The organism is Pontibacter sp. GD13, from assembly GCF_058216355.1.
Window position 1 is genome coordinate 86,470 of record NZ_JBYZMQ010000008.1, and the last position, 24,017, is coordinate 110,486.

The window sequence follows — 24,017 nt, forward strand, 5'->3', positions numbered from 1 at the left end:
TTAGAATCTAAAATGTGAGAACGCCTTGTTTGCTTCAGCCATTCTGTGCGTGTCGTCTTTTTTCTTAACGGCTGCACCCTCGCCTTTAGCAGCTGCGATGATCTCACCAGCTAATCTATCTTTCATTGTCTTCTCACCTCTCTTGCGAGCGTAAGAAATCATCCACTTAATACCTAGAGATACTCTGCGGTCTGGACGAACCTCAGTCGGCACTTGGAATGTAGCTCCTCCTACTCTACGGCTTTTCACCTCGACACTTGGCATGATATTATTCAGCGCTTTCTTCCAGGTCTCTAATCCGTTTTCTTTCGTCTTCTGCTCTATTATTTCTACAGCATCATAGAAGATTCCATAGGCAACACTTTTTTTGCCATCTTCCATCATGTAGTTTACAAAACGTGTAACTAACGTTTCTTTGAATTTAGGATCAGGAAGGAGTATTCTACTTTTAGGCTTTGCTTTTCTCATTGTATTATAACTCTATGAATTACTTTTTCTTTCCACCTTTACCTGCTGCAGCTGGAGCCTGACCTGGCTTTGGTCTCTTAGCACCATACTTTGAACGACTTTGAAGACGTCCGCTTACACCTGCAGTATCAAGGGCTCCTCGTACTATATGGTAACGAACACCTGGAAGGTCTTTAACCCTTCCTCCTCTAATTAGCACTATGGAGTGCTCCTGCAGGTTGTGGCCTTCACCCGGTATATAGGCGTTTACTTCCTTACCGTTTGTCAGTCTCACCCTTGCCACCTTACGCATAGCCGAGTTAGGCTTCTTTGGCGTGGTTGTATATACTCTAGTACACACACCACGTCGCTGTGGGCATGAATCTAAAGCCGGAGATTTGGATTTAGAAGTTAACTTCTCTCTTCCTTTTCTTACTAATTGCTGTATAGTAGGCATTTACTAGCTGTTAATTATAGATTTTTCCACTCTAAAATTTGGTCTGCAAAGGTATGGAAATCATACTGCAAATTCAAAATTTTAATTCATTAATTATTAGCATCTTAGGCCTCGCCCACTGTTCCCCCAAAGTTCATTGGGAAAGAAGGAGCCTCCTGAGACTGTTTGATATCACCAAAACTGGCTTCATATTTATTGATATTATCCGCCAGAGCTGCCAAAAGTCTTTTGGCATGCTCTGGGGTAATAACAATTCTTGATTTAACTTTTGCTTTTGGAACACCTGGCATCAGCCGTATGAAATCAATCACGAACTCACTGCTAGAATGTGCAATCATTGCTAAGTTTGCGTATTCTCCCTCAGCAATATCTTCCGAGAGCTCTATGTTGATTTGGTTTTGCTTTTGCAGGTCTTCAGCCATTTTCTGTTATCTGTTTTGTAATTCCTGTTGCTTTGCCTTGGTTGTGGCTTTCTTTGATTCAACCAACATATCATACTCCTCCTGATTTCCCACAATCATTTTCTGGTACTCTCTTAACCCGGTACCGGCCGGTATTAAGTGACCTACAATTACGTTTTCTTTCAGGCCTAATAATTCGTCGGCTTTACCTTTGATGGCTGCTTCGCTAAGCACCTTTGTAGTTTCTTGGAATGAAGCTGCTGATATAAAGCTCTGCGTTCCTAGAGATGCTTGTGTGATACCCTGCAGTGTTGGCCTTGACACAGATGGCTGTGCATCACGCACTGTTACCAACTGCATGTCCCGACGCTTAAGGCTTGAGTTTTCATCGCGCAGCCTTCTGGTAGTTACGATCTGACCTGGTTTCAAATTGGCTGAGTCGCCCGACTCTTCAACTACTTTCATGTCGATGATTCTGTCGTTCTCTTCCATGAATGTTACCTTGTCTACTACCTGGTGCTCTAAGAAACTTGTGTCTCCTGCATCTACAACCACCACTTTCTGCATCATCTGGCGAACAACAACCTCGATGTGCTTGTCGTTGATCTTAACACCCTGCAGTCGGTAAACTTCCTGAATCTCATTTACCAGGTACTCCTGTACTGCGCCTGGGCCCTGAATATTGAGTATGTCATTCGGAGTGATGGCACCGTCAGATAGAGGCATACCTGCACGTACAAAGTCATTATCCTGTACCAGGATGTGCTTTGACAACGGCACCATGTATTTTTTCTTCACCCCATCTTTCGATTCGATGTAGATCTCCCTGTTACCGCGTTTCACGTTACCATAGGTCACCACACCATCTATTTCTGAAACAACCGCTGGATTCGAAGGATTACGTGCTTCGAACAACTCCGTAACGCGTGGCAAACCTCCCGTAATATCGCGTGTCTTACCAATAGCTCTTGGGATCTTCACCAGAATTTGTCCGGCTTTGATTTTTTCCCCGTTCTCCACTGTAAGGTGAGCGCCTACCGGAATGTTGTAGCCTTTGGATTCGCCGCTTTTCGGATTTACAATGATTGCCGGGTTCTGTGTCTTGTCTTTTGTATCAACAATAACCTTCTCCCGATAACCAGTCTGCTCATCTGACTCTTCGCGGTAGGTTACACCTTCGATAATCGACTCGTATGCAATCTCCCCATCAAATTCCGACAAGATAACTGCATTATATGGATCCCAGCTACAAAGTTTTTCTCCTTTTGCCACTGTTTGGCCATCATTCACATTGATAAAGGAACCGTAAGGCACGTGATTACTGATCATTAACTTCCCAGTTTTTTCATCCGTAATCTTCAACTCTCCAGATCGGCCCATCACTACTTTCACAAGGTCTCCCTCGTTGTTCAGGGTATCAATCGTCCTGACATCTTCGTACTCAACCTTACCCGCAAACTTAGCTACGATGGTTGCATCTACTGCAATGTTCGAGGCTGTACCACCAACGTGGAAAGTACGGAGTGTTAACTGTGTTCCTGGCTCACCAATTGACTGTGCCGCGATAACACCAACAGCTTCTCCCCTTTGCACCATAAATCCGGTGGCCAGGTTTCTTCCATAACATTTCGCACAAATACCTCTTTTAGACTCACATGTTAATACAGATCGTATCTCCACTGCTTCTATGGCGGTATTTTCTATTGCGCGTGCTACTTCTTCTGTAATCTCTCCACCTGACTCTACAATCAGGTCATTAGTGATTGGATCATATACATCATGTACTGTTACACGACCCAGGATACGTTCAGACAATGATTCCACGATGTCCTCGTTGTCTTTGAGCGCGCTCACTTCAAGGCCACGTAATGTACCGCAGTCCTCCTCATTCACGATCACATCCTGGGATACGTCCACAAGACGACGCGTCAGGTAACCAGCATCAGCAGTTTTTAGGGCAGTATCGGCTAGACCCTTACGAGCACCGTGCGTGGAGATGAAATACTCGATTACATCCAGACCTTCTTTAAAGTTAGAAAGAATAGGGTTTTCAATGATCTCACCTACTGATCCTTGTAATGATTTCTGAGGTTTAGCCATCAAGCCTCTCATTCCACCCAACTGACGAATCTGCTCCCTAGAACCACGGGCTCCGGAGTGCATCATCATAAAGATGGAGTTAAAGCCCTGGTCATCGTTCTCCAGACGACGCATCAACGTTTCAGTTATCTGATTGTTAATACGTGTCCAAATGTCAATTACCTGGTTATAACGCTCATTATCTGTGATCAGACCCATAGAGTAGTTCTGCCATACAGCGTCTACTTCTTTTTTCGCCTGTTCTACTAAGGCATCTTTCTCAGCCGGGATTTGAATATCCCCGAGCCCCATTGAAAGACCGCCTTTGTAAGCAGATTGGAAACCCAGTGTTTTTATATCATCCAGGAAATGGGCTGTACGTGCCATACCCGTTTCCTTAAACACACGTGATATGATCTGCTGTAACTTCTTCTTCGTTAACAGCTCATCTATATAACCTACTTCAGCAGGCACGAACTGATTAAAAATAACGCGGCCGGCTACGGTTTCGATTAGTTTTGTCTCTAACTCGCCTTGTTCGTTTCTGATACTTGCCCTTACCTTTATATAGGCCTGCTTAGACAAAATACCTTCGTTGATGGCAATGATAACTTCCTCCGCAGAGTAAAAGCTCATTCCCTCACCTTTGATTTCCTCTTTTTCTGTGGTGCGTTTTCCTTTTGATACATAGTATAAACCTAGCACCATGTCCTGCGAAGGTACCGCGATCGGCGCTCCGTTTGCAGGGTTAAGGATGTTATGAGAGGCCAGCATCAACATAGAGGCCTCCAGCACGGCTGCAGGTCCCAAAGGTACGTGCACCGCCATCTGATCACCGTCAAAGTCAGCGTTGAACGCCGTACACACTAATGGGTGTAACTGGATTGCCTTTCCTTCAATCAGCTTCGGCTGGAAAGCCTGTATACCCAATCTGTGAAGTGTAGGAGCACGGTTTAGGAGTACCGGGTGGCCTTTCAGCACATTCTCCAGAATATCCCACACAACCGGATCCTTGCGGTCCACTATTTTCTTCGCAGACTTTACAGTCTTAACGATGCCCCTTTCAATCAACTTACGGATAATGAATGGCTTGAAAAGCTCAGCTGCCATGTTCTTTGGCAAACCGCACTCATGCAGCTTTAATTCAGGACCAACCACAATTACGGAACGTCCTGAATAATCCACTCGCTTACCAAGTAAGTTCTGACGGAAACGCCCTTGCTTACCTTTTAGCATATCTGAAAGAGACTTCAGCGCCCTGTTACCCTCTGCACGTACAGCATTCACTTTACGGGAGTTGTCGAACAGGGAATCAACTGCCTCCTGAAGCATTCTCTTCTCGTTACGAAGGATCACTTCCGGTGCCTTGATCTCAATTAATCGCTTCAAACGGTTATTTCTGATAATAACGCGTCTGTATAGGTCATTTAAATCTGAAGTCGCAAAACGACCTCCATCCAAAGGAACCAGTGGACGAAGCTCTGGTGGTATAACCGGCACCATGCGGATAATCATCCACTCTGGTCGGTTCTCAATACGTGTTGCTGCGTCACGGAAGGCTTCCACCACACGCAAGCGCTTTAAGGCATCTGCCTTACGCTGCTGGGAAGTTTCGTGTGCTGCAGCATGACGCAATTCATAAGACAGATCATCCAGATTAGTGCGCTCCAGCAGCATCTGCAAGGCTTCAGCACCCATCTTTGCGATAAACTTGTTGGGATCGTTGTTGTCCAACATCTGGTTCTCGCGCGGAAGCTTGTCAATCATATCCAGGTACTCGTCTTCGGTCAGAAAGTCGAGCGTGTTCACGCTGTCTTCTGCCAAAATACCTGGCTGAATCACAACATATCTTTCATAATAGATAATCTGGTCAAGCTTTTTTGTAGGAAGCCCTAAAAGATACCCGATTTTGTTTGGGAGAGACTTAAAGTACCAGATATGCGCCACCGGAACCACAAGTTCGATATGACCCATACGCTCACGGCGCACTTTCTTCTCGGTAACCTCTACTCCGCAACGGTCGCAGATGATTCCCTTGTATCTGATTCTTTTATACTTTCCGCAGTGGCATTCCCAGTCCTTTACAGGGCCAAATATTCTTTCGCAGAATAGGCCACCCATTTCAGGCTTATAGGTTCTATAGTTTATTGTCTCAGGCTTTGTTACCTCTCCATTCGAACGCTCAAGAATAGATTCCGGAGAAGCTAAGCTTATCGTCACTTTTGAGAAGTCCTGAGTTAGCTTTTTATTTTTTGCAAATGCCATATTATGCTAATAATGTCAATACAATGAATATGCCTTACAGTTTTGTCTGATTTGGTGTACTAAGTAAGCTAAGCGAGCAGGTGGTTTCCTGTCGCTTAGCTTTAACTTTTTACTCCAATGTGATTTCCAGCGCCAAGCCTCTTAACTCGTGAATCAATACATTGAATGATTCCGGTATATTCGGTTTTGGCAGTACATCACCTTTCACGATGGCCTCATACGCTTTCGCACGACCGATCACATCATCAGATTTTACTGTCAGTATTTCCTGCAACACGTTTGATGCACCAAATGCCTCAAGCGCCCACACTTCCATTTCACCAAAACGCTGCCCACCAAACTGCGCTTTACCACCGAGTGGCTGCTGCGTAATCAGGGAGTAAGGTCCGATGGAACGGGCGTGCATCTTATCGTCAACCAAGTGACCCAGTTTCAGCATGTAAATCACACCCACTGTTACCGGCTGGTCGAAGCGATCACCGCTCAGACCGTCGAACAGATAGGAACGGCCGAAAACGGGAAGTCCCGCCTCCGCTAATTCTGCGGAAACCTGCTCTTCAGTGGCTCCGTCAAAAATTGGCGTGGCATAGGTACGACCCAGCTTTAAGCCTGCCCAGCCAAGTACAGTTTCATATATCTGACCGATGTTCATTCGAGAAGGTACTCCAAGTGGGTTCAAAACGATATCCATTGGGGTTCCATCCTCTAAGAATGGCATGTCTTCCTCACGAACTATTCTGGCTACTACACCTTTGTTACCGTGACGACCCGCCATCTTGTCACCAACTTTCAGTTTACGTTTCTTAGCGATGTAAACTTTCGCAAGCTGCACAATGCCCGCTGGCAACTCGTCTCCTACCTCTAATGTGAAACGTTCACGCTTGAAGTGGGCAGAAACGATGTTCCTACGCTTGTTGTAGTTCTTAACAAGCTCAAGAAGCATCTTGTTTACCTTGTCGTCGCTAGTCCAGTTTTCCAGAATAAGGTCTTTGAACATATTCACCTCTTCCGGAACTGCGTAGTTGCTCTCGTCTTTGTAAGGGTTCTTTTCAGGGAACAAGCCTTCCGTAATGTTCTTCCTAGAGAATTTAACTCCTTTAGAAAGTATGTCATCACCAAATTTATGCTTTATCCCCTGCGAAGTTTTTCCTTCCAGCAAAGCAACCAACTTATCTGCCATAACATTCTTGATGGCCGTAAGCTCCTTGCCATACTTCACTTTCAGCTCTTCAACCTCTTTCTTCGACTTTGCCCGCAGGTTCTTGTCTTTCTTAGGTCTTGAGAATAGCTTGGTATCGATCACAACACCATTCAGAGATGGCGGCGCCTTTAAAGAGGCATCCTTCACATCGCCTGCCTTATCGCCGAAAATAGCGCGTAAAAGCTTTTCTTCCGGAGTCGGATCGGTTTCTCCTTTTGGTGTGATCTTACCAATAAGGATATCCCCTTCCTTAACTTCAGCACCCAGGCGTATTATTCCATTCTCATCCAGGTTGCGAACAGCCTCCTCACTTACGTTTGGTATTTCTGAAGTCAGTTCTTCCTCACCTCGCTTCGTCTCCCGAACTTCCAGCTCAAACTCTTCTATATGGATGGATGTAAAGATGTCGTCACGTACAACTTTCTCAGAGATTACAATCGCATCCTCAAAGTTGTATCCTTGCCAAGGCATGAATGCCACCTGCAGGTTACGACCTAAAGCGAGTTCCCCTTTGTTTGTTGCATAACCTTCGCAAAGTGGCTCCCCTTTGGTTACACGCTGACCTGTTCTCACCAATGGCGTCAGGTTAATGCATGTGTCCTGGTTGGTCCTTCTGAACTTGATCAGGTTATAGGTCACATATTCCGCATCAAACGAAACCAGTTTCTCGTCATCTGACAGGTCATACTTTACAACGATCTTCGTAGCATCTACAAAGTTGATCACTCCCTCGCCTTCAGCGATAACCAAAGCTCTTGAATCTATGGCTGCTCTTTTCTCCAAACCAGTACCCACGATCGGCGCCTCTGCTTTAAGCAATGGAACTGCCTGGCGCTGCATGTTGGATCCCATCAATGCACGGTTAGCATCATCATGCTCCAGGAAAGGAATCATTGATGCTGCCACAGACACGATCTGGTTAGGAGCAACGTCCATGTAAGTATAGGTATTCGGCTCTTCAACCGGGAAGTCACCTTCGAACCTACCTTTTACTTTATCATTAATAAAATTACCCTTATCATCAATTAAGGCATTTGCCTGTGCAATGTGATGGGTGTCTTCTTCTTCTGCCGTCAGGTATTCTACAGACCCGTCAACCTGTACTTTACCTTCAATCACCTTGCGGTAAGGTGTTTCAATAAAGCCCATGTGGTTTACCCTGGCATGCACACAAAGCGAGGAAATTAAACCAATGTTTGGTCCTTCCGGCGTCTCAATGGTACAAAGGCGGCCATAGTGGGTGTAATGCACGTCACGAACCTCAAATCCGGCACGCTCTCTCGAAAGACCACCGGGCCCCAGGGCAGATACACGACGCTTATGCGTCACCTCTGCAAGTGGATTGGTTTGGTCCATGAACTGAGAAAGCTGATTGGTTCCGAAGAACGAATTGATAACAGAGGACAAGGTACGCGCATTGATCAGATCAACCGGTTTGAAGTCCTCGTTGTCGCGCACGTTCATACGCTCCTTAATAGTACGGGCCATACGTGCCAGACCTACACCAAACTGGGCGTATAGTTGCTCACCTACTGTTCGTACACGTCTGTTGCTCAAGTGGTCAATATCATCTACCACCGCTCTTGAGTTAATCAGACCGATCAGGTATTTCACGATCAACACAATGTCCTCGTTTGTTAATACCTTTGCATCCCAGTTCGTATCGAGACCAAGTTTCTTGTTGATTCTATAACGCCCTACTTCGCCCAGGTCATAGCGCTTGTCAGAGAAGAACAGCTTTTGGATAATATCACGGGCTGTCTCCTCATCAGGAGCTTCTGTGTTTCGTAACTGTCGGTATATCTGCTCTACAGCTTCCTTCTCAGAGTTGGAATTGTCTTTTTGAAGGGTGTTGTAAATAATAGCATAATCCGCGATGTTCACATTCTCACGGTGCAGAATGATCGACTGCACACCAGAGTCAACGATAACATCAATATCTTCAGCAGTGATTTCAGAGTCACGCTCCAAAAGCACTTCATTTCGGTCAATTGAAACTACTTCACCTGTGTCTTCATCCACAAAGTCCTCCGTCCATGTTCTTAAAACACGAGCAGCCAGCTTTCTGCCGATGGAATTTTTCAGGTTCGTCTTTTTAGCCGGCACCTCTTCTGATAAACCGAACAGGTCCAGAATATCTTTATCAGTACCATAGCCGATGGCGCGAAGTAATGTTGTTACCGGAAATTTTTTCTTACGGTCGATGTACGCATACATCACATTGTTCACGTCTGTAGCAAACTCTACCCAAGATCCTTTAAAAGGGATAATTCGGGCAGAATAAAGCTTTGTTCCGTTGGTGTGCTTGCTTTGCGCAAAGAACACGCCCGGTGAACGGTGTAACTGTGAAACAATTACACGCTCTGCTCCATTGATAACAAAAGAGCCTTTCTCTGTCATGTAGGGAATATTCCCCAGGAAAACCTCCTGTTCTATCGTTTCAAAATCTTCGTTGTCCTCATCGTTACAGATCAGGCGAAGTTTAGCTTTTAGCGGAACAGAGTAAGTCAGTCCTCTGTCGATACTTTCATCAACAGAATATTTTGGAGGATCTACATGATAATCGATAAACTCCAGTACAAAGTTTTCGCGTGAATCGGAAATAGGGAAGTTCTCGGCAAACACCTTGAACAAGCCTTCCTGAGCTCTATTCTCAGCTGGAGTCTCCAACTGAAAGAAATCCTGGAATGACTGTACCTGAACATCCAAGAAGTCCGGGTAGTCAATCACCATCTTTATAGAGGCAAAATTGATTCGATCTGTCGTTTTATTCTTAGCCAAGGCCTTGAAGGTTTACGTTTACAATCTCTTACAAGCACACAGAGTCCAAAACAGCTGTGGGCAAAAAAGGATTCAAAAAATGAATCCATATACAAACAGGAAAAGACCTGACGAATATGCCAGGTCTACCTGTTTGCGGTATGTTGATAAAGTGAGATTATTTAACCTCTACTTCAGCACCAGCTTCTTCTAAAGATTTCTTCAGTGAATCTGCTTCGTCCTTCGCAACACCTTCTTTTAGAGCTTTTGGAGCGCCGTCAACTAGTTCTTTAGCCTCTTTCAGACCAAGACCAGTAAGCTCTTTTACAAGCTTAACTACTGCTAGTTTCTGAGCACCAGCCGCCTTAAGGATCACGTCAAAAGACGTCTTCTCTTCTGCAGCAGCTCCACCTTCAGCAGCGCCACCAGCCATCATAACTGGAGCGGCAGCAGCAGGCTCGATGCCATACTCATCCTTAAGAATAGTAGCTAGTTCGTTAACCTCTTTTACAGTTAAGTTTACTAACTGCTCAGCGAATGCTTTCAAATCTGCCATTTTATTGAAATTAAAAGTTACTTATTGATTACGTTTTGGAAATTATTCTTTTTCTGACAATGTTTTGAGTATACCGGCTAACTTGCCACCACTGCTCTGAAGCGCTGAAACAACGTTCTTAGCAGGAGATTGAAGTAAGCTGATTACATCCCCGATCAGTTCACCCTTCGACTTGATCTTAGACAGTGTGTCTAGTTGATCTTCACCTATGTATAAACCGCTATCGATGAATGCTCCTTTGAGAAGTGGAAGCGTATTTCCCTTCTTTCTGTAGTCCTTGATCAGTTTTGCAGGGGCATTGCCTGACTCCGTAGAGAACAGGATACCAGAAGCGCCTTTCAAAACATCTTCAAGTTCAGTCGTGTCAGCCTCTAAGCTAGCTAGGGCCTTCTTTATTAATGAGTTCTTATATACCTTGTACTCGATGCCACGCTCAAATGCTAATCTTCTAAAAGCGTTCACGCCTGCAACGGTCATTTTAGAAGCATCGGTAATGTAGAAATAGTTTGTGTTTGCAAACTTCTCACTCAGGTCCTGTACAATTATTTGTTTTTCTTCCCTGGTCATTTTCTTAGATAGTTGAATTCTTGTCAACGATTACGGCCGGGCTCATTGTGCTAGACAACGTTATGCTCTTTATATATGTACCCTTTGCAGAAGATGGCTTCAAACGGTTGAGTGTCTGAATAACCTCCGCTGCGTTAGCAGCAAGCTGCTCTGTAGTAAAAGAAACTTTTCCTACGCTTGTGTGGATGATACCGAACTTATCGACTTTAAAATCGATTTTACCAGCCTTAACCTCTTTCACCGCTTTGGCAACGTCCTGTGTAACGGTTCCTGATTTCGGGTTAGGCATCAGGTTGCGGGGTCCTAAAATACGACCTAAACGACCAACTTTAGCCATCACTGCAGGCATGGTGATGATCACGTCCACATCCGTCCAGCCTTTCTCGATTTTCTGGATATAGTCATCAAGGCCTACGAAATCAGCACCTGCGTCTTTAGCTTCCTGCTCTTTGTCAGGAGTTACCAACGCTAGCACCTTTACGTCTTTGCCAGTACCGTGAGGTAGTGTTACAATACCACGCACCATCTGGTCTGCCTTCCGAGGGTCAACACCTAGACGAACGTCGATATCTACAGAGGCGTCAAACTTAGTGAAGGTGATTTCCTTTACTACATTTGCGGCATCTGCTAAAGAATATTCTTTTGCCAAGTCAGCTTTTTCCAAAGCTGCTTTTCTGTTTTTTGAAATCTTCGCCATTTTCCTTAAACTCTAATTATACTTTCCAAGGAGCAGTTCCTGAAACCGTGATACCCATGCTTCTTGCCGTTCCGGCTACCATTTTCATAGCCGCCTCCAGTTTGAACGCATTTAAGTCTGGCATCTTTGTCTCAGCAATCTCTTTAACCTGATCCCAAGTCACTGAACCTACCTTGTTTCTGTTTGGCTCTTTTGAACCTCCCTTAATTTTAGCAGCATCCATTAACAATACAGGAGCAGGTGGAGTTTTAACCACGAAGTCGAAGGACTTGTCTGCATACATTGTAATCAACACTGGTAACACCTGTCCAGGCTTATCCTGGGTTCTAGCATTAAACTGCTTACAGAACTCCATGATGTTAAGACCTTTAGAACCAAGTGCAGGTCCAACCGGTGGCGATGGATTCGCGGCACCTCCCTTTATCTGAAGTTTCAGATAACCTTTTATTTCCTTTGCCATTATTTGTATTTACTACGATTCTTTTTCCACTTGCATGTAATTCAACTCAACCGGGGTGTTTCTTCCAAAGATCTTCACCATCACGTTCAGTTTCTTACGCTCTTCAAATACTTCTTCTACAGTTCCGGAGAAACCACTGAACGGTCCGTCCATCACTTTTACGCCTTCGCCCACAATGAACGGGGTATCCAGCACCTCTGCCTGATCTTCTGCCTCATCCACATTCCCTAAGATCCTGTTGATCTCTGACTGGCGAAGTGGCACCGGCTTTTTATTTGCGGCACTGTCGTTAGCGCCTAAAAAACCGATCACACCCGGTGTGCTTATGATAATATGCTCTGCCTCTCCATGCGACAGGTCAGCGTGAACCAGGACATAGCCGGGAAAGAAATTACGCTCTCTTATCCTCTTCTTACCGCCCCGCATTTCATACACCTTCTCTGCTGGAATAAGCACTTGCGGAACATACTCCTCCAGGTTTTGCCTTAAGATCTCATTTTCGAGATATGCTTTTGCTTTCTTTTCCTGCCCACTTACGGCGCGCACTACATACCATTTTAAATCACCCATCGTGTCTTCTTAAAATTGGTTGTAGAACCATGTCAGGCCCGAATCAAAAACGAAATCCATTGCACCAACAATCAAAGCAAATATAAGAGAACCGATCAGCACCAATACAGAGCTATTCTGCAATTCAGAATAAGAGGGCCAGGAGACTTTGTCTCTCATTTCCTCAACTGTTTCACTTACGTAGTTTCTAACCTTGCTCATTTCTTCGCTTTCCAGATGGTTTTTATTGCACGGGTGGAGAGACTCGAACTCCCAGCCAATGGTTTTGGAGACCACTACTCTACCAATTGAGCTACACCCGTAAAAAAATGCACGCCACTTTTATCAAATGGAGTGCAAATTTATACAAATCTTTAATGAAAACAAACCCGTTCTTAAAAAACTTATTAAGAACGGGTTTGCTACATATTATATTTAGTCAAGAATCTCAGTAACCTGACCGGCACCTACTGTTCTACCACCCTCACGGATAGCGAAACGCAGACCTTTTTCCATGGCCACCGCGTTGATCAACTTCACATCAATTGTGATGTTGTCACCTGGCATTACCATTTCTACGCCTTCAGGAAGCATGATCTCACCTGTAACGTCGGTGGTTCTGAAGTAGAACTGTGGACGGTACTTGTTAAAGAATGGCGTGTGACGGCCACCTTCTTCTTTAGAAAGCACGTAAACCTCAGCCTTAAAGTGAGTGTGCGGCTTAACAGAACCTGGCTTACAGATTACCATTCCACGACGGATATCAGATTTCTCGATACCACGTAGCAACAGTCCAACGTTGTCACCAGCTTCACCTCTGTCAAGTATCTTACGGAACATCTCAACACCAGTAACGGTAGACTTCAGGTTCTCAGCACCCATACCTAAGATATCCACCTGCTCTCCAGAGTTGATGATACCACGCTCAATACGGCCTGTGGCAACAGTACCACGACCTGTGATTGAGAACACATCTTCAACCGGCATCAGGAATGGAAGCTCAGTAAGACGAGCAGGAATCGGAATCCAGTTATCAACCGCATCCATCAACTCTTCGATAGTCTTCACCCACTTCTCATCACCGTTCAAGCCACCAAGAGCAGAACCCTGAATCACAGGAATGTTGTCGCCATCAAAATCATAGAAAGAAAGTAGTTCACGGATTTCCATCTCTACAAGCTCAAGAAGCTCAGGATCGTCCACCATGTCAACTTTGTTCATGAAAACAACCAGTTGAGGAACACCCACCTGACGGGCAAGAAGGATATGCTCGCGTGTCTGTGGCATAGGGCCATCAGTAGCAGCAACTACCAGGATAGCACCATCCATCTGAGCAGCACCAGTAACCATGTTCTTCACGTAGTCAGCGTGACCCGGGCAGTCAACGTGTGCATAGTGGCGGTTTTCTGTAGCATACTCTACGTGAGATGTATTAATAGTAATACCTCTTTCTTTTTCTTCAGGAGCGTTATCAATTGAAGAGAAATCACGAAGCTTGGCAAGACCTTTACCAGCCAAAACAGTAGTAATAGCAGCAGTCAAGGTAGTTTTGCCGTGGTCAACGTGACCAATAGTACCGATATTTACGTGCGGTTTCGAACGGTCAAATGTTTCTTTAGCCATTGTATGATATTAAATTAAGGTTAAAACGTTTAAGTTTCTGTCGCGCTTTAATTACACGTAACGGACTTAGAGCCAACGATGGGAATTGAACCCACGACCTCTTCCTTACCAAGGAAGCACTCTACCCCTGAGCTACGTCGGCTGAAATTTTTCCGAAGCGCCTTAATCTTAGCTTACAATAAAAAGGAAATCCATCAAGATGAAATCCCTCCCATAAAAACCCGTAAGTAAAACTAATTTCTTCTTTATTAAAGCGAGCGGGAGACGAGGGTCGAACTCGCGGCCTATAGCTTGGAAGGCTATCGCTCTACCAACTGAGCTACTCCCGCTTATGCATCTTGAACGAAAGAATAATGGCATGACAAAACAAAAAGCATTCCCTATCCAATCATTCAAAAGTTACTGTGGGGAGAGCAGGATTCGAACCTGCGAAGTCGTAAGACAACGGAGTTACAGTCCGTCCCATTTGGCCGCTCTGGAATCTCCCCGTTCACTAATTTTAAATAAACCAGCAAATTTCTCCTTTCAAACAAAGCTTTTTAACTGGGCTTTTCGTTCTAAGGAGATGCAAAATTAAGCGCTTTTTCTTTCCTGTCAAACATTCTTCGAAAAAAAGTTCTTTTTTTTCTACAACATCTCCCGCATCACCTTAATTGTACATCTCTAACAGACGCGTATCTGTTTCATTCTCTTTTATTTCCCTTATAATTTGCAGTACTTCTGGCTTTTCCGACATTACCATTAAGGCCTGGAATGCCGCGCCTCTAACATAGTAAAGGTTATGATGCTGGGCAATTTCTTTGAGTACCCCGATGGCCTCCGGAGTATTTGCGGCTGCGTTTGATGCTAAATACGCCCCAAAGCTTTGCAGCACGTAATACAAACTACCACCTCTGGATTCATTTACCTGTTTTAAGAACCATGTATACTTCGGCATGCCGCCCTGCAAAGCGTAGTAGGTGGAAAGTGCCAGCACGACTTCGGCGTTCTTCTCCTGGTCAAATTTTGATAGCTTTGCCATCGCATCCGGTGCACCCGTCCCCGCATAAGCCAGTATGGCCGCTGCGGCAACCTGGTAAGAGCTGTCCTGCAGCGCTTGCTCAAACAGCGTTTTATACTTTGCCCCTCCTTTGTTCGCAAGTGTTAGAATGGCATCGGCGCGCACTGCTCCCTTTTTATCCTGTTGCGCAATTTTGAGAATGTCTGTTTGCAGTTTGCTGCTTTGCTCCGGCGTCAGTTTGTTTAGGGCATTCACGGCGGCACTGCGCACAACCCAGTAGTTATCCTGTAGCGCTGCCTTTATTAGGCCCCCTGTTTCCGCATCTCCTGGGTACTTTTCTACCAATGCACCCATTGCCTCCAGCTTTGTGGCTAACTGCCCTGCCTGGTAGAACTGAAACAACAGTTCCGGTTTTGTCTTTTCCTGGCGGATGGTTCCGAGCAACTGCCGCTCCGGGTCCAACAGAACCAGGTCTGGGTTTGCCGCCACCTGAAAGTCAAAAGTCTGTACTGCTTTTTCCACCACGATCGGGTGGACCTCCTTTTTCCCGTTTACCCAAACCGCCACGTTCATGGGAAGCCGGTAAACAGGCATGTAAGCCGTGTCTTGCAGCTGCATGATGCTAATTTCCAACTGCCCGTTTTGGTAACTGTGCTCTACCTGAAGCTCCGGATGCCCCGGCTTCATAAACCACTGATCAAAGAACCACATCAAGTCCTGGCCCGTCACGTCTTCAAAGGCCATCCGCAGCTCGGCCACCTCTACGGCGCTATACTTGTTCTGGGTCAGGTATCGGTTCAGGGATGCCCACCAGGCCTCATCGCCCACCAGTGTGCGCAGCATGTGCAGCACGCGCCCGCCTTTTGCGTAGGAATGGCTGTCAAACATCTCCTCCCTGTCTCCATAGTAATACCGGATAAGGGGCTCCCTTTTGGTTTCGGCTTCATCCAGATATTGGTTAAGCTCGTCCATTTGCAGGTAAGCCGCCTCATCGGCCCCGTACTTGTGTTCTGCCCAAAGGTATTCCGAATAGTTGGCAAAAGACTCGTTCAGGGGCAGGTTTGCCCACGATTCAGTGGTTACATAATCGCCGAACCACTGATGGAACAGCTCATGCGCTATGATATTATCCCAGTTCTTATCCAGCAGTTCGCGCTCATTCAGCTGCAGGTCTTCCATAAACGTGGAGGCAGAGGTGTTCTCCATCGCCCCCGATACAAAGTCGTGCACTACTACCTGGGCATACTTTTGCCACGGGTACGCCACGCCCAGTTTCTGGGAGAAAAACTCCATCATGGCCGGCGTGTTCCCGAACACCTTTTTGGCTGTGTTCTTATAGGCCGGCTCCACGTAGTAGTTCACCTCTTTGTCGCGCCATTTGTCCTTTACCACGGCAAACTCGCCAATTGCCAGCATGGTCAGGTAAGGCGCATGCGGCAGCTCCTGTTTCCAGTAATCCGTTTTGGTGCCGTCGGCGTTCTGGCGCGAGTACATAAATACCCCGTTGGAGAGGGTGGTATACTTTGGATCTGTCGTGATGTAGATCTCCTGCGTCATGCGCTCGTTTGGCGAGTCGATGGTGGGAAACCAGGCTGAGTTCGCCTGGGTTTCGCCCTGGGTCCAGATCTGGCGCGGTTTGTTGGGCTCCTTGCCCAAAGGGTTAATGAAGTAGAGGCCTTTGTCCTCGGTGATGGCATCGCTGCCGCCAGCCTTCAGTTCGTTGGGCTTGGCCGTGTAATCGATCTCAACCGTATACTCTTCGCTGCGGGTATAGGTCTTGTTAAGGGTAATGATGAGCTTACTGCCATCATAGGAATACTGCAGCGGACTGCCGTCGTATCCTTTCATCAGACTCACGCGGTGTATGTCCATGCCTTTCGCATCCAGCGTTAAGGTGTTCTGCGGATAGAAATAAGGCTTCAAGGTCAGTTCGGCCAAACCGTTCAGTTGTTGTTTATCCCAGTCAAAGCCAACGCGCAGCTTTGTGTGCAACAGGTCGTGCTCTAACGTGCGCGACGGGTTGAAAGCGTGCTTTTTGGGTGCCCAAACGGGGATGCTATCCTGAGAGGCCAAAGCGGTTGTTTTGTTTTGCGTTACAACCGGGCTGCTGTTGGTCACGGCTTTATTCGTGCCACAACCAGCCATAAATGACATTGCCGCCGCAAAGCCAACGACACTCAAAAACCTATGATTCATGATGGATTGTTTTAATTTTGAGGTCAAGTTCTAAAATTACTGTCAGAAATCAATTATCTTTAAGCTCTAAACCCACATATATTAAGATGCTCCAGGTAAAAACCGCTGAAGACAAAACGTGGCAGGTTGATATTCAGAAAGAAACCATCCTCTTAAACGGAACACCTTTTAACTGGGACATCCAACCCATCAATTCCAGTACGTTCCACATCATCCGGGATAATAAGTCGTATACTGCTGAATTGGTAGAGGCGGACTACCAAGCAAAAACTTTTACGTTTAAGATCAATGGCATTAAGCAAACGGTTAGCGTGAAAGATCGTTTCGACCTCCTGCTCGATCAGCTGGGTATGAGCGACGCCAATGTGCAGAAAGTGAACGACGTGAAGGCGCCGATGCCCGGCCTTATCCTGGACATTAAGGTACAAGTGGGGCAGGAAGTGAAAAAGGGAGACACCATTCTGATTCTGGAGGCCATGAAAATGGAGAATATCCTTAAGTCGCCGGGCGACGGCATTGTGAAGGAGATAAAAGTAGAGGCCCGCCAGAACGTAGAGAAAAACCAGGTGCTGATCCTATTTTAACTTTTTGGTGTTGCCGGATGGGCAGCACTTGCCCGTCCTCTTAACTGTAAAGACAAACTCATAACTAATAAAGTACAGATCGTGAAGTATAAGAGAATATTACTGAAGCTTAGCGGCGAGGCGCTGATGGGAGAACAGCAATACGGCATCGATTCTAACAGGTTGATACAGTACGCGAAGGAAATAAAGGAAGTGTCGGGAATGGGCGTTGAAGTAGCTGTTGTAATTGGCGGAGGCAATATTTTTAGGGGTGTGCAGGCCGAGCAAGTAGGCCTGGACCGCGTGCAGGGAGATTACATGGGCATGCTGGCCACTGTGATCAACAGCATGGCTTTACAGAGTGCGTTGGAAAAGATCGGTGTATACACACGGTTACTTTCCGGTTTAAACATACAGCAGGTGTGTGAGCCTTACATCCGACGCAGGGCCGTGCGGCATTTGGAGAAAGGCCGCGTGGTTATTTTTGGCGCCGGCACCGGAAACCCATACTTTACCACCGACTCAGCCGCATCGCTGCGCGCCATCGAGATAGAGGCAGATGTTGTTTTGAAGGGAACCCGCGTAGACGGTATATACTCGGCTGACCCGGAAAAGGACCCGGACGCTATTTTCTACAGAAACATCTCGTTTAAGGATGTATTTGAGAAGAACCTGAACGTAATGGACATGACAGCGTTTACACTTTGCAAAGAGAACGGCCTGTCTATCATTGTCTTCGACATGAACACCCCCGGCAACCTTAAACGACTGGTGCAGGGCGAGGAGATTGGCACGCTGGTAACCATGGATGAGCTGCCTGAAATCGCAGACCAATTGCAGGATGCAGGCAAAACTGACAAAAATTAGTAATTTTGCACCTAACTTAAACCTAACGTTTCAAAAGAACTTTAATAAGCTACAATTGATATGACGGAAGAAATTCAGTTTTACCTCAGCGAAGCCGAGGAGTCTATGGAGAAAGCGTATCAGCACACCGCCGCTGAACTTACTAAAATCCGCGCGGGCAAGGCCTCCCCTAACATGGTGGAAGACCTGCGCGTGGACTACTATGGTACACCTACTCCCATCTCGCAGGTAGCCAACGTTGTCGCCCCCGATGCGCGCACCCTCTTGATAAAGCCCTGGGAGAAGAACATGCTGGGCGAAATCAACAAAGCCATCAAGAACAGCGACCTTAACCTGAACCCGCAGCAAGAAGCTGACGCTATCCGCCTGAATATACCGGCCCTAACAGAAGAGCGCCGCCGTGACTTGGTAAAGCAGGTGAAGAACGAAACTGAAAACGGCAAGATCAGCGTGCGCAACGTACGCAAAGATGTGAACGACAGCCTGAAAAAGCTGCAGAAGGAAGGCACCTCAGAAGATGCCGTACGCGACGCCGAAGCCAAAGTGCAGAAGCTGACCGATGCCTATATTGTGAAAGTGGACGAGCTGCTGTCGAAGAAAGAAGCTGAGATCATGACGATCTAAGTTCGTAGCACGTATCAAGATACATAGCTATTCAAGTAAAAGCCCCGTGATTCATTTCACGGGGCTTTTGCTTTTCATTCAAAAATGAAAAATAAATCGTGATACGTGTGTCGGTACGCGATAAGAAAATGCTACTGATAGAGCTTGTGCACCTGAATGTAGGCGGCAACCTCGTCTGGCACCAGGTACTTAATGCTTTTTTCTTCCTGAATACACTTGCGGATAAAGGTGGCAGAAATATCCAACACAGGGGCTTTAACGAACACTATCCCCGGCTTATCCGGAATATCATCAGTGACAGAGCCCGAGCGGGGGTATACGTATACTTTGTGGTAGGCCAGTATACTTTCGTAGTTTTTCCACTTCGGGAACAGCGGCAGGTTGTCCTCACCCATGATCAGCACAAACTCGTAGCTCGGGTATTTTTCCTGCAGATAGGTTAGCGTATCGATGGTGTAGCTGGGCTTGGGCATGCCAAACTCAATATTAGACACGCCCAGGTTAGGGTTGTCGGCTATTGCCAGCGACACCATGTGCAGCCTGTCAAACTCATGCAACAGCGTGTTGCTGGGCTTAAAGGGGTTTTGCGGCGACACCACCAGCCACACCATGTCCAGGTTGGTGTTGGTGGCCATAAAGTTGGCTAGAATAAGGTGCCCGGTGTGAATTGGATTAAAGGAGCCAAACAACAGCCCTACTTTCATACGATGGCAGGTTCTGTGTTCAGAAATTTGTTAACCAATTTTTCTGCCTCCAAAAAAGCTTTCTGCAGATCGTCGTTCACAATCACCTTATCAAACTGGTCCTCAAAGCCCATTTCGAACTTGGCCTTGAAAACGCGGCTCGAGATGCTAGAGTCAGAATCAGTGTTGCGGGCTGTCAGGCGCTTAGCCAGTTCGTCTACGGATGGGGGCTTTACAAAAACTGCCAGGGCGCGCTCTTTGTAAAAATGCTTGATGCTCAATCCACCCTTTACATCCACATCCAGGATCACATGCTTCCCGCTTTTCCAGATGCGCTCAATCTCAGATTTAAGCGTTCCGTAAAAAGCACCCTCATACACTTCTTCCCACTCTACAAACTCATCGCTGGCGATTTTCTTCTTAAAGTCTTCGGGCGTGATAAAGTAATAATCCTTACCGTTTTCCTCGGTGCGGCCGCGCTTATCGCGGGTGCATGCCGAAATAGAAAAGCTCAGATGCGGGTTTACACTTAACAGGTGTTTTACAATGGTAGTTTTACCGGCGCCGGATGGCGCCGAGAAGATAATGATTTTGCCTTGCATTCGGGATTATAATGTTTCTTGAATCTTCGCTCTAATAGAAAATGCCAGGCTTTCTGGCACTATTACGCGCTTGAGATGTCCGCTAATGATCCCTTTAAGCAGCTTTTGCTTCTGGTGGTTTTCGAAACAGCTTACACAGTCCTCTATGTGAGTACTAAAAAACTTTTCTTCTTCAGAGGATGCCTCACCATCAATTACGAGGTCTAACATACCGGATATCTTGTCGCAATCTGTTGTATCACGACCTTCGTCCGATGACTTCTGGTATACTTCTGTAAATTTCGATTCCATCTTTGCTCAAACTCTTAAAAACGCTCTAATTGTTATAACCCATGCTTTTAGCATACTTTTCCAACTTCTCCTTTAAAGAGTTTCGGGCTCGGTGCAACCTGGAGCGTACGGTTCCGATGGGGATATCAAGTATCTTGGCCATTTCTTCGTAGGTAAAGCCTTCCAGGTCACAAAGTATAATTACCGTTCTAAAGTCTACCGGCAAGGCGTTCAGGGCGCTGGCTACCTCATCCCCAATCAGGTCCTGCACACTTTCGGTGCGCATATCTGTGGTAGAGGCCACGCCGCCCTCCCCATCTACATCTTCAGAATTGTAATATCCTTCTACCTCGCTGTAGTCTACTTTGGCAGGTTGCTTGCTCTTTTTCCGAAACTCGTTTATAAAGGAGTTCTTCAGGATTCGGAACAGCCACGCTTTTGCATTAGTTCCTTGCTCGAAGTAGTCAAAAAAGCGGTAGGCTTTTAGATACGTTTCCTGCACCAGGTCATTGGCGTCGTCTTCGTCCAGGGTGAGGCGGTAGGCGAAATTGTACAGCGGGTCCAGTACAGGCAGAAGCTCTGCCTCGAACCTCGCGTCCTTTTCCTCTTTACTTAGCTGTTTACCTGTTTGCTCGCTCATCAACTTGGATTTTGTACTTTTGTGAAGTCCTCAATCGCGTATTATACGCAAATATAGAAATTTTAATTACATACCTTACTTGCGGCTTCAGGGTTGCAACTGCTCCCTTGCCATAGCCCCTATGCAATAGTCTTAATTAGTAGGTTCATACGTGAAAGGATTTGTTACAGTTCATCCGCTTTTTAGCGGGAGTTCGCTTGTATCTGTGTAATTTTGTTTCAAATAGATTCTCTATCAAGCCTGCAAAGCATTACATGAGTCCTCCTATATCCGTAACGATCCTGACGAAAGATAGCCAGAGACACCTGGCCGCCTGCCTGCATGCCTTGCAAAATTTTGATGAAATTATTTTGCTCGATAATGGCTCCACGGATAAAACGATTGCCATTGCAGAGCAATTTGCCAACGTAAAGATCTTCCATTCTCCTTTCATCGGATTTGGGCCGCTTAAAAACCTGGCCGCTTCGTACACGTCCAATGCCTGGGTCCTCTCCATCGATAGCGATGAGGTAGTTACCACAGAGCTGGCACGGGAGCTGCTGCAACTGGATTTAACGGATCAAAGCATCACGTACCGCATCAAGAGGCATAATTATTACCGTAACCGGCTGATTGAAGCCTGTGGCTGGGACAACGACTACGTACTGAGGCTATATAACAAGGAGGTGACTGACTTTGCCGAGCTGCAGGTACATGAGTACGTGCGCACCGAGGGTTTGCAGGAAAAACGGCTTACCGGCATTTTACGCCACTACCCTTACGATTCTGTTTCGCAGCTTCTTTCCAAGTCAGATAAGTATAGCTCGTTGTTCGCCTCCGAAAATAGGTTTAAGAAGCAATCCTCCCCCTTTAAAAGCTACTACAAATGGGCTTTCTCCTTCTTTAGGAATTACCTACTGCAGCGGGGGTTTCTGTACGGATACCAAGGACTCGCCATTTCCTTTACCAATGCGGGTAACTCCTTTTATAAGTACATGAAGCTATACGAGGCGAACAAGACATTGCGAATTTCCCTGGTCTGTTTTGCTGATGCAGGCACCTGGGAGGAAACACAAAGCGTCTTAGCGGTACAGCAAGAAGCGCCTGATGAAATTCTGGTTGTGTTTCCGGATGCTCCTGCAAGCGCTCGGTTACCTCGCTTCTTACAGAACCGGGCCGCGGTGACCCCGATGCATTACCTAGCTAACGAACAGCACCATAGTTCCATACTCCGTGAGGCCGTTTCGCAGGCAACAGGAGAGTACATTATAGTAGCCTGCCCCAAGGCCGTCCTTTCGCCTGGTTTTGTAAAGCAATTGAAAAACCAGGCGCAACCGGGGGCCTTTACCGTCGGGGCACCTCCTACTGCTTACCAGGCTATGGCATTTTGGAAAACGGATTTCGTGCGGCTTGACTTAGCAGGCATTCCGGATACATTACCTCACCTTGCGCTGGAGAAGCTTGCCGCGCAGTTACAGCTTGCCGGAATAAAGAAGAACTGATGCGCTCCCTTACCTTTGCCCGAAGCATTCTATTACCAAACACTAAAGTATGAACCTCCTCTTCCTCACTTTTGGGCCGAATATCAAAAACCATTACCAGGCGAACTTTTGTATCCTGTCCTTTCTAAGGCAGCCAGAGGCAATCAGCTCCATCAATGTATACACAGACCAACCAGATTTTTACAGGCATCTGCAGGCGTATGTAAACGTTGTGCATGTCACCGATGCAACGCTCTCGGACTGGAAAGGGCCACACGATTTTTTCTGGCGTGTCAAGATCAAGGCACTGGAGCATTTTACCTTGCAGGATAGTAGCAAGCCTCTGGTCTATTTAGATTCCGATACCTTCCTGTTTCAGGACCTGGCCTCTTTCCAGGGTTTGCTCCAGACGAGGGCCAGCATGCACGAAAAAGAAGGGAAGCTTTCAAAGCTAAAGAGCAAAACTGAAAAAGCCATGTGGCAACAGGTAAAGGGCAAAACCTTTGGTGGGCTTACAATTAATAGCGACCATGCCATGTGGAACGCCGGGGTGGTTGCGCTGCCGGCATCAGACAGCTTAAAGGCGGTGCGCCTGGCGCTGGCCATTTGCGACGACATGTGCCAGGCCCAGGTGACCCGGCGCTTAATAGAGCAGTTTGCGCTTTCTGTAGCGCTGGAAGAAGTATACGGCCTGCAGCCGGCTCAAAACTGGATCGGACATTATTGGGGCAACAAAGAAGAGTGGAACGGCCTGATCGCTAATTTCTTCCTGGAGTCTTACCTGAAAGAACATACTTTGAGCCAAGAGATCACGCGCATAAAAGATATCGATTTCAGGCAACTACCCATCCGCAGGAAAATAAAGAACACAAAGCGCCGGCTAACGGCCCTTTTAAATAAATTGTTCCCTGAGCAGGATGTAACCTATCACAAGTAGACTTATTTCATTATTCTTAGGCTCCTGTGTTGGTCGATTCTAATACTTATTAAGCCCGCTTCTTACTTTTACAACCTAATTAATAATACTTACACAGCTTTAGGCGTGTTCTG

At 46.4% G+C, this 24,017-nt stretch carries 22 protein-coding genes and 4 tRNA genes; 5 read left to right on the forward strand and 21 right to left on the reverse strand.

Features of this window, described 5'->3' with window-relative positions:
• From rpsG to AC4BAN_RS12410, 17 genes are all read right to left on the reverse strand, one after another.
• Positions 1-468, reverse strand: a complete 468-nt coding sequence (gene rpsG, locus AC4BAN_RS12330; protein WP_490564713.1) for a 30S ribosomal protein S7 — start codon at positions 466-468, stop codon at positions 1-3.
• A 19-nt stretch (positions 469-487) separates the two neighbouring features.
• Positions 488-904 (reverse strand): 30S ribosomal protein S12, encoded by a 417-nt coding sequence (gene rpsL / locus AC4BAN_RS12335; RefSeq protein ID WP_219875622.1) that lies wholly within the window; start codon positions 902-904, stop codon positions 488-490.
• Between the two features lie 104 nt (positions 905-1,008).
• Positions 1,009-1,326, reverse strand: coding sequence for a DUF3467 domain-containing protein (locus AC4BAN_RS12340; protein ID WP_490564714.1), 318 nt, complete (start codon positions 1,324-1,326; stop codon positions 1,009-1,011).
• Between the two features lie 6 nt (positions 1,327-1,332).
• Entirely contained in the window at positions 1,333-5,649 is a 4,317-nt protein-coding gene (rpoC, locus tag AC4BAN_RS12345; protein ID WP_490564715.1) for a DNA-directed RNA polymerase subunit beta', read from the reverse strand.
• 109 nt (positions 5,650-5,758) lie between these two features.
• A complete protein-coding gene (rpoB, locus tag AC4BAN_RS12350; protein ID WP_490564716.1) occupies positions 5,759-9,631 on the reverse strand; it encodes a DNA-directed RNA polymerase subunit beta in 3,873 nt (1,290 codons plus the stop codon).
• Between the two features lie 157 nt (positions 9,632-9,788).
• Positions 9,789-10,166: a 50S ribosomal protein L7/L12 gene (rplL, locus tag AC4BAN_RS12355; RefSeq protein WP_490564717.1), complete on the reverse strand. Its 378-nt coding sequence runs from the start codon at positions 10,164-10,166 to the stop codon at positions 9,789-9,791.
• Between the two features lie 42 nt (positions 10,167-10,208).
• Entirely contained in the window at positions 10,209-10,733 is a 525-nt protein-coding gene (gene rplJ / locus AC4BAN_RS12360; RefSeq protein WP_490564718.1) for a 50S ribosomal protein L10, read from the reverse strand.
• A 4-nt stretch (positions 10,734-10,737) separates the two neighbouring features.
• Positions 10,738-11,430 carry a 50S ribosomal protein L1 gene (gene rplA / locus AC4BAN_RS12365; RefSeq protein WP_490564719.1) on the reverse strand — a complete coding sequence of 231 codons (693 nt, stop codon included), beginning with the start codon at positions 11,428-11,430 and terminating at the stop codon, positions 10,738-10,740.
• A 16-nt stretch (positions 11,431-11,446) separates the two neighbouring features.
• Complete coding sequence (rplK, locus tag AC4BAN_RS12370) at positions 11,447-11,890, reverse strand: 50S ribosomal protein L11 (protein ID WP_490564720.1); 444 nt, start codon at positions 11,888-11,890, stop codon at positions 11,447-11,449.
• A 12-nt stretch (positions 11,891-11,902) separates the two neighbouring features.
• Entirely contained in the window at positions 11,903-12,460 is a 558-nt protein-coding gene (nusG, locus tag AC4BAN_RS12375) for a transcription termination/antitermination protein NusG (protein ID WP_490564721.1), read from the reverse strand.
• A gap of 9 nt (positions 12,461-12,469) precedes the next feature.
• On the reverse strand, positions 12,470-12,661 hold the full coding sequence (gene secE, locus AC4BAN_RS12380) for a preprotein translocase subunit SecE (RefSeq protein WP_377503329.1): 192 nt from the start codon (positions 12,659-12,661) through the stop codon (positions 12,470-12,472).
• Between the two features lie 28 nt (positions 12,662-12,689).
• Positions 12,690-12,762, reverse strand: a tRNA-Trp gene (locus AC4BAN_RS12385).
• A gap of 112 nt (positions 12,763-12,874) precedes the next feature.
• On the reverse strand, positions 12,875-14,062 hold the full coding sequence (gene tuf, locus AC4BAN_RS12390) for an elongation factor Tu (RefSeq protein ID WP_490564722.1): 1,188 nt from the start codon (positions 14,060-14,062) through the stop codon (positions 12,875-12,877).
• A gap of 70 nt (positions 14,063-14,132) precedes the next feature.
• A tRNA-Thr gene (locus AC4BAN_RS12395) sits at positions 14,133-14,204 on the reverse strand.
• A gap of 114 nt (positions 14,205-14,318) precedes the next feature.
• Positions 14,319-14,391, reverse strand: a tRNA-Gly gene (locus AC4BAN_RS12400).
• Positions 14,392-14,467: 76 nt separating this feature from the next.
• Positions 14,468-14,550: transfer RNA gene (locus AC4BAN_RS12405), tRNA-Tyr, on the reverse strand.
• A gap of 161 nt (positions 14,551-14,711) precedes the next feature.
• Positions 14,712-17,258, reverse strand: coding sequence for a M1 family aminopeptidase (locus AC4BAN_RS12410; protein WP_490564723.1), 2,547 nt, complete (start codon positions 17,256-17,258; stop codon positions 14,712-14,714).
• A gap of 86 nt (positions 17,259-17,344) precedes the next feature.
• Here AC4BAN_RS12410 and AC4BAN_RS12415 point away from each other — a divergent pair, with 86 nt between their 5' ends.
• The 3 genes from AC4BAN_RS12415 (at position 17,345) to frr (ending at position 19,312) form a co-directional block, all read left to right on the forward strand.
• Positions 17,345-17,842: an acyl-CoA carboxylase biotin carboxyl carrier protein subunit gene (locus AC4BAN_RS12415; RefSeq protein WP_490564724.1), complete on the forward strand. Its 498-nt coding sequence runs from the start codon at positions 17,345-17,347 to the stop codon at positions 17,840-17,842.
• An 81-nt stretch (positions 17,843-17,923) separates the two neighbouring features.
• A complete protein-coding gene (gene pyrH / locus AC4BAN_RS12420; RefSeq protein WP_490564725.1) occupies positions 17,924-18,688 on the forward strand; it encodes a UMP kinase in 765 nt (254 codons plus the stop codon).
• A gap of 60 nt (positions 18,689-18,748) precedes the next feature.
• The gene (frr, locus tag AC4BAN_RS12425; protein ID WP_490564726.1) at positions 18,749-19,312 is read left to right on the forward strand and encodes a ribosome recycling factor; all 564 of its coding nucleotides are present in this window, start codon (positions 18,749-18,751) and stop codon (positions 19,310-19,312) included.
• Between the two features lie 131 nt (positions 19,313-19,443).
• Here the strand turns inward: frr and nadD are convergent, their stop codons facing one another.
• From nadD to AC4BAN_RS12445, 4 genes are read right to left on the reverse strand one after another with little or no spacing between them, the layout of a single operon-like run.
• Positions 19,444-20,016, reverse strand: coding sequence for a nicotinate (nicotinamide) nucleotide adenylyltransferase (nadD, locus tag AC4BAN_RS12430; RefSeq protein ID WP_490564727.1), 573 nt, complete (start codon positions 20,014-20,016; stop codon positions 19,444-19,446).
• Positions 20,013-20,597: a guanylate kinase gene (gmk, locus tag AC4BAN_RS12435; RefSeq protein ID WP_490564728.1), complete on the reverse strand. Its 585-nt coding sequence runs from the start codon at positions 20,595-20,597 to the stop codon at positions 20,013-20,015. The genes nadD and gmk overlap by 4 nt, the downstream gene beginning before the upstream one ends.
• Before the next feature lie 6 nt (positions 20,598-20,603).
• Positions 20,604-20,888 carry a zf-HC2 domain-containing protein gene (locus AC4BAN_RS12440; protein ID WP_490564729.1) on the reverse strand — a complete coding sequence of 95 codons (285 nt, stop codon included), beginning with the start codon at positions 20,886-20,888 and terminating at the stop codon, positions 20,604-20,606.
• Between the two features lie 25 nt (positions 20,889-20,913).
• Positions 20,914-21,507 (reverse strand): sigma-70 family RNA polymerase sigma factor, encoded by a 594-nt coding sequence (locus tag AC4BAN_RS12445; protein ID WP_490564730.1) that lies wholly within the window; start codon positions 21,505-21,507, stop codon positions 20,914-20,916.
• Positions 21,508-21,761: 254 nt separating this feature from the next.
• Between AC4BAN_RS12445 and AC4BAN_RS12450 the strand changes: the two genes are divergently transcribed.
• Positions 21,762-22,988 carry a glycosyltransferase family 2 protein gene (locus AC4BAN_RS12450; RefSeq protein ID WP_490564731.1) on the forward strand — a complete coding sequence of 409 codons (1,227 nt, stop codon included), beginning with the start codon at positions 21,762-21,764 and terminating at the stop codon, positions 22,986-22,988.
• Positions 22,989-23,037: 49 nt separating this feature from the next.
• Positions 23,038-23,904, forward strand: coding sequence for a hypothetical protein (locus AC4BAN_RS12455; protein ID WP_490564732.1), 867 nt, complete (start codon positions 23,038-23,040; stop codon positions 23,902-23,904).
• Positions 23,905-24,017: the final 113 nt, after the last annotated feature.

Excerpts from the sequence above, each read along its gene's own strand:
- rpsG (WP_490564713.1), bottom strand. The coding sequence starts at position 468 with ATGAGAAAAGCAAAGCCTAAAAGTAGAATACTCCTTCCTGATCCTAAA.
- rpsL (WP_219875622.1), bottom strand. The coding sequence starts at position 904 with ATGCCTACTATACAGCAATTAGTAAGAAAAGGAAGAGAGAAGTTAACT.
- AC4BAN_RS12340 (WP_490564714.1), bottom strand. The coding sequence starts at position 1,326 with ATGGCTGAAGACCTGCAAAAGCAAAACCAAATCAACATAGAGCTCTCG.
- rpoC (WP_490564715.1), bottom strand. The coding sequence starts at position 5,649 with ATGGCATTTGCAAAAAATAAAAAGCTAACTCAGGACTTCTCAAAAGTG.
- rplL (WP_490564717.1), bottom strand. The coding sequence starts at position 10,166 with ATGGCAGATTTGAAAGCATTCGCTGAGCAGTTAGTAAACTTAACTGTA.
- rplJ (WP_490564718.1), bottom strand. The coding sequence starts at position 10,733 with ATGACCAGGGAAGAAAAACAAATAATTGTACAGGACCTGAGTGAGAAG.
- rplA (WP_490564719.1), bottom strand. The coding sequence starts at position 11,430 with ATGGCGAAGATTTCAAAAAACAGAAAAGCAGCTTTGGAAAAAGCTGAC.
- rplK (WP_490564720.1), bottom strand. The coding sequence starts at position 11,890 with ATGGCAAAGGAAATAAAAGGTTATCTGAAACTTCAGATAAAGGGAGGT.
- nusG (WP_490564721.1), bottom strand. The coding sequence starts at position 12,460 with ATGGGTGATTTAAAATGGTATGTAGTGCGCGCCGTAAGTGGGCAGGAA.
- secE (WP_377503329.1), bottom strand. The coding sequence starts at position 12,661 with ATGAGCAAGGTTAGAAACTACGTAAGTGAAACAGTTGAGGAAATGAGA.
- tuf (WP_490564722.1), bottom strand. The coding sequence starts at position 14,062 with ATGGCTAAAGAAACATTTGACCGTTCGAAACCGCACGTAAATATCGGT.
- AC4BAN_RS12410 (WP_490564723.1), bottom strand. The coding sequence starts at position 17,258 with ATGAATCATAGGTTTTTGAGTGTCGTTGGCTTTGCGGCGGCAATGTCA.
- AC4BAN_RS12415 (WP_490564724.1), top strand. The coding sequence starts at position 17,345 with ATGCTCCAGGTAAAAACCGCTGAAGACAAAACGTGGCAGGTTGATATT.
- frr (WP_490564726.1), top strand. The coding sequence starts at position 18,749 with ATGACGGAAGAAATTCAGTTTTACCTCAGCGAAGCCGAGGAGTCTATG.
- nadD (WP_490564727.1), bottom strand. The coding sequence starts at position 20,016 with ATGAAAGTAGGGCTGTTGTTTGGCTCCTTTAATCCAATTCACACCGGG.
- gmk (WP_490564728.1), bottom strand. The coding sequence starts at position 20,597 with ATGCAAGGCAAAATCATTATCTTCTCGGCGCCATCCGGCGCCGGTAAA.
- AC4BAN_RS12440 (WP_490564729.1), bottom strand. The coding sequence starts at position 20,888 with ATGGAATCGAAATTTACAGAAGTATACCAGAAGTCATCGGACGAAGGT.
- AC4BAN_RS12445 (WP_490564730.1), bottom strand. The coding sequence starts at position 21,507 with ATGAGCGAGCAAACAGGTAAACAGCTAAGTAAAGAGGAAAAGGACGCG.
- AC4BAN_RS12450 (WP_490564731.1), top strand. The coding sequence starts at position 21,762 with ATGAGTCCTCCTATATCCGTAACGATCCTGACGAAAGATAGCCAGAGA.
- AC4BAN_RS12455 (WP_490564732.1), top strand. The coding sequence starts at position 23,038 with ATGAACCTCCTCTTCCTCACTTTTGGGCCGAATATCAAAAACCATTAC.